Source organism: Flavobacterium sp., assembly GCF_043773265.1.
Lineage (GTDB): Bacteria > Bacteroidota > Bacteroidia > Flavobacteriales > Flavobacteriaceae > Flavobacterium.
Genome location: NZ_JAYVFH010000014.1, coordinates 1 through 3,437, shown reverse-complemented (window position 1 = coordinate 3,437; position 3,437 = coordinate 1). Strand labels below are relative to the sequence as shown.

Annotated in this window: 3 protein-coding genes; all 3 read left to right on the top strand. The window is 30.0% G+C overall.

The annotated features are described in order from the left end of the window. Positions 1-873: T9SS type A sorting domain-containing protein (locus tag ACH2BO_RS00550; RefSeq protein WP_395042808.1), on the top strand; the 873-nt coding region annotated here is incomplete at its 5' end. A 24-nt stretch (positions 874-897) separates the two neighbouring features. Beyond that, the gene (locus ACH2BO_RS00545) at positions 898-2,610 is read left to right on the top strand and encodes a multicopper oxidase domain-containing protein (protein WP_395042807.1); all 1,713 of its coding nucleotides are present in this window, start codon (positions 898-900) and stop codon (positions 2,608-2,610) included. Continuing rightward, entirely contained in the window at positions 2,610-3,230 is a 621-nt protein-coding gene (locus ACH2BO_RS00540) for a thioredoxin family protein (protein ID WP_395042806.1), read from the top strand. Before ACH2BO_RS00545 ends, ACH2BO_RS00540 begins: the two co-directional genes overlap by 1 nt. Positions 3,231-3,437 lie beyond the last annotated feature (207 nt).

Below are 3,437 nucleotides of genomic sequence, written 5' to 3'. Positions count from 1 at the left end.
ATTGCTACCAATGGAGTTCCCATTTTTAATTATCATACCAATACTGGTGTAGATTCTTTTCTTGACGGACAACTTGATAATTATGGCGGACATTGTGGTCGTGGTGATGATTATCATTACCATACAGCACCTTTACATTTAATATCTTTAGGACAAACTACTTATAATTTACCAATTGCATTTGCTTTTGATGGTTTTGCAGTTTACGGAAGTTTAGAACCAACTGGAGCAACAATGGCAACGCTTGATGCCAATCACGGACACTATTTTAATGGTGTTTATCATTATCACGGAACTGCAACTGCGCCATATATGATTGGAAATATGGTAGGTCAAGTTACCGAAGATGCAACTTTGCAAATTATTCCACAACCTCAAGGAAATCCTGTTAGAACCGAAAATTGGACACCTTTAAATGGAGCTTTAATAACTTCTTGCGTTGCAAATGCAAGTAATGGATACAATACTTTATATTCTTTAAATGGTGTTTCTGGTTATGCGACCAATTTTACAATTACAGGAACAACTTATACTTTTAAATATGTTACACCTACTGGAACAACTACTACCAATTATAATGGTCCAGCTTTATGTACAGTTCCAAATTTAAATGTTGCAGATGTTATTGCAATAGAAAAAAATATTACTATTTATCCAAATCCAGCAACTGATGTTTTTAAAATAAATTTAGGAAATGATTTTTTAGAAAATGATGTAGAACAAATTTCTATTTATGATATTAAAGGAAGTTTGGTTTATAAAATACAAAAATTCAATTCAAGTATAGATATTAAAAAACTGGAAAAAGGAACTTATTTTGTTAAAATTCAGTTTTCAAATTCGGTTATAACTAAAAAACTATTGGTAAAATAATTATAATAATCAAAAACACATAAAATGAAAAAATTACTTTTTACAATTCTATTATTAAGTTTAGTTTTGCAACTTCAAGCGCAATACAACACAATGCCAATGCCAGAAGCTTTATATGGAACTACTTTTAATTTAAATATTAAAGATGCCACTAAGCAATTGAGAACAGGAAATTTAACGGTTACTGGAGCAATAAATAATGAAACTTTTTGGGGACCAACTTTATTTGTAAATAAAGGAGATGAAGTTCATATGAATGTTACCAATAATTTAAATGAATCCACCACTTTACATTGGCACGGAATGCATTTACCAGCAGTTATGGATGGTGGACCACATCAAATAATTCCTGCAGGAACTTTATGGCAACCTTTTTGGACGGTAAAAAACCAAGCATCAACATTATGGTATCATCCACATTTGCATGAAACGGCTCAAATACAAATGACAAAAGGTATTGGAGGATTTATAATTGTAAAAGATCCAATAGAATCTGCATTAGCATTGCCGAGAACGTATGGTGTTGATGATATAGTTTTAGCTTTAACTAGTAGAGGTTATACTGCTGCAAATCAGTTTGAAACTCCACCAACTTCTAATAGAGGTTATGGTGATTATATGTTGTCAAACGGAACACCAAATGCTCAAATAAGTTTACCAAAACAATATGTTCGTATGCGAATTTTAAATGCAGAAAACGAAAGAGGATATAATTTAGGTTTTAGCGATAACCGATCTTTTTATGTAATTGCAAATGATGGTGGATTATTAAATGTACCAATTGCAGTAACTAGAGTTAAATTAATGGTTGGTGAACGTGTTGAAATTATGGTAAATTTAGGTAATGATATTGTTGGTTCATCTTTAGATTTAAAAGCTTTTAATTCTGGTTTTGCCTTAGGATTTCCAGGTGGTGAACCTGCAACAGGTGGACAATTTGGTAGCTTATTAAACAATATTGATTTTCCGGTTTTACATATTAATGTTACTGCAACCACTACTGCTATTACTCCAATCACTTCAGTTCCAACAACGTTAATGAGTAATATTTATTGGACTGCAGCCAATGCAACTGTTACAAGATCACTTGCTGTAACTGGTGGAAATGCAAATACAGCTTTTAATTTTGATGCAACACCATTTGTATTTGCAACCATAAATAAAACAGTAAATCTTAATGCTATAGAAAGTTGGACCGTTACTAACAATAATATATTTGGTCATTCTTTTCATTTACACGATATTGAATTTAAAATTATAGCAAGAAATGGTTTAGCCGCATCTGTAAACAGTTATGAAAGTGGTTGGAAAGATACTTTTTATCTTCCAAAAGGTGAATCGGTAACTTTTGTTGGAAAATTTGAAGACTTTGCAGATTCAGATGTTACGCATCCTTATATGTATCATTGTCATTTTGCAAATCACGAAGATGGTGGAATGATGGGACAATTTATTGTAGTAAATAATTTAGCAATAGAAAATGTAAATGCAAGTACCGAATTTAGTTTGTATCCTAATCCTGCAAATGATAAATTATTTGTGAATTTGAAAGATGATAATACAGAAATTTATTATGTAACTATTTTAACCACAACTGGAAGAACGGTTATGATGTTACCACAACCACAATGGCAAAACGGAATTGATATTTCATCATTAGCAAATGGAGTATATATTTTTCAAATGATGGACAAGCAAACAAAATCGATTACGACTAAAAAATTTATTAAAAAATAATGAGAAAAAATAAACTTATAGTAGTACTTTTTATTATTTCTATTTCGTTAGTAAGTTTTACAAATAATGTAATAACTAACGAAATAGAGATTACTAATTTTACTTTAAAAAGTACTAAAAATAAGCAAGTTTCGCTTTCTTCTTATAAAAATGCAAAAGGTTTTATTGTGATTTTCACTTGTAATAAATGTCCGATGGCGAAATTTTATTCGGATAGATTGAATGTTATATATTCTAAATATAAATCTAAAGAAGTTCATTTAATTGCTTTAAATTCTATGGATACACTTGCTTATGCAGAAGAATCTTTTGTATTAATGCAGAAAAAAGTTAAGGAAGAAAAATTGAAATTTCCATATTTACAAGACAAATTACAACTAGTTGCAAAGAAATTTAAAGCTACTCATACGCCACAAGCATTTGTAATTTGGAAAAACAAACAAGGAAAATGGATTGTAAAATACAAAGGTGCTATTGATGATAATGCCGGAGATGCAAAAAATGCAAAACCATTATTGGCAAATGCAATTGATGAATTATTGATAAACAAACCTGTTACAGCAAGTGAAACTGAATCTTTTGGATGTAGAATTTTTTACAGAGGTGAAAAAGGAATGTGATTTTAATGTAATTACTAAATTTTTAGCCCTGATGGAAATAGCATCCTTTTATATAAATTTCTCTTTTAGAAATTTATATAAAAGATAGAATGTACAGCAGCTTTTGTAGTAGTTTTTATCCAAGTAATTATAATGGTTTTACTGGACATACTTTAGCTGCAGGAACTACTATTGAAAATTTAAATACTGTTTCAGCTTCTTGTAATT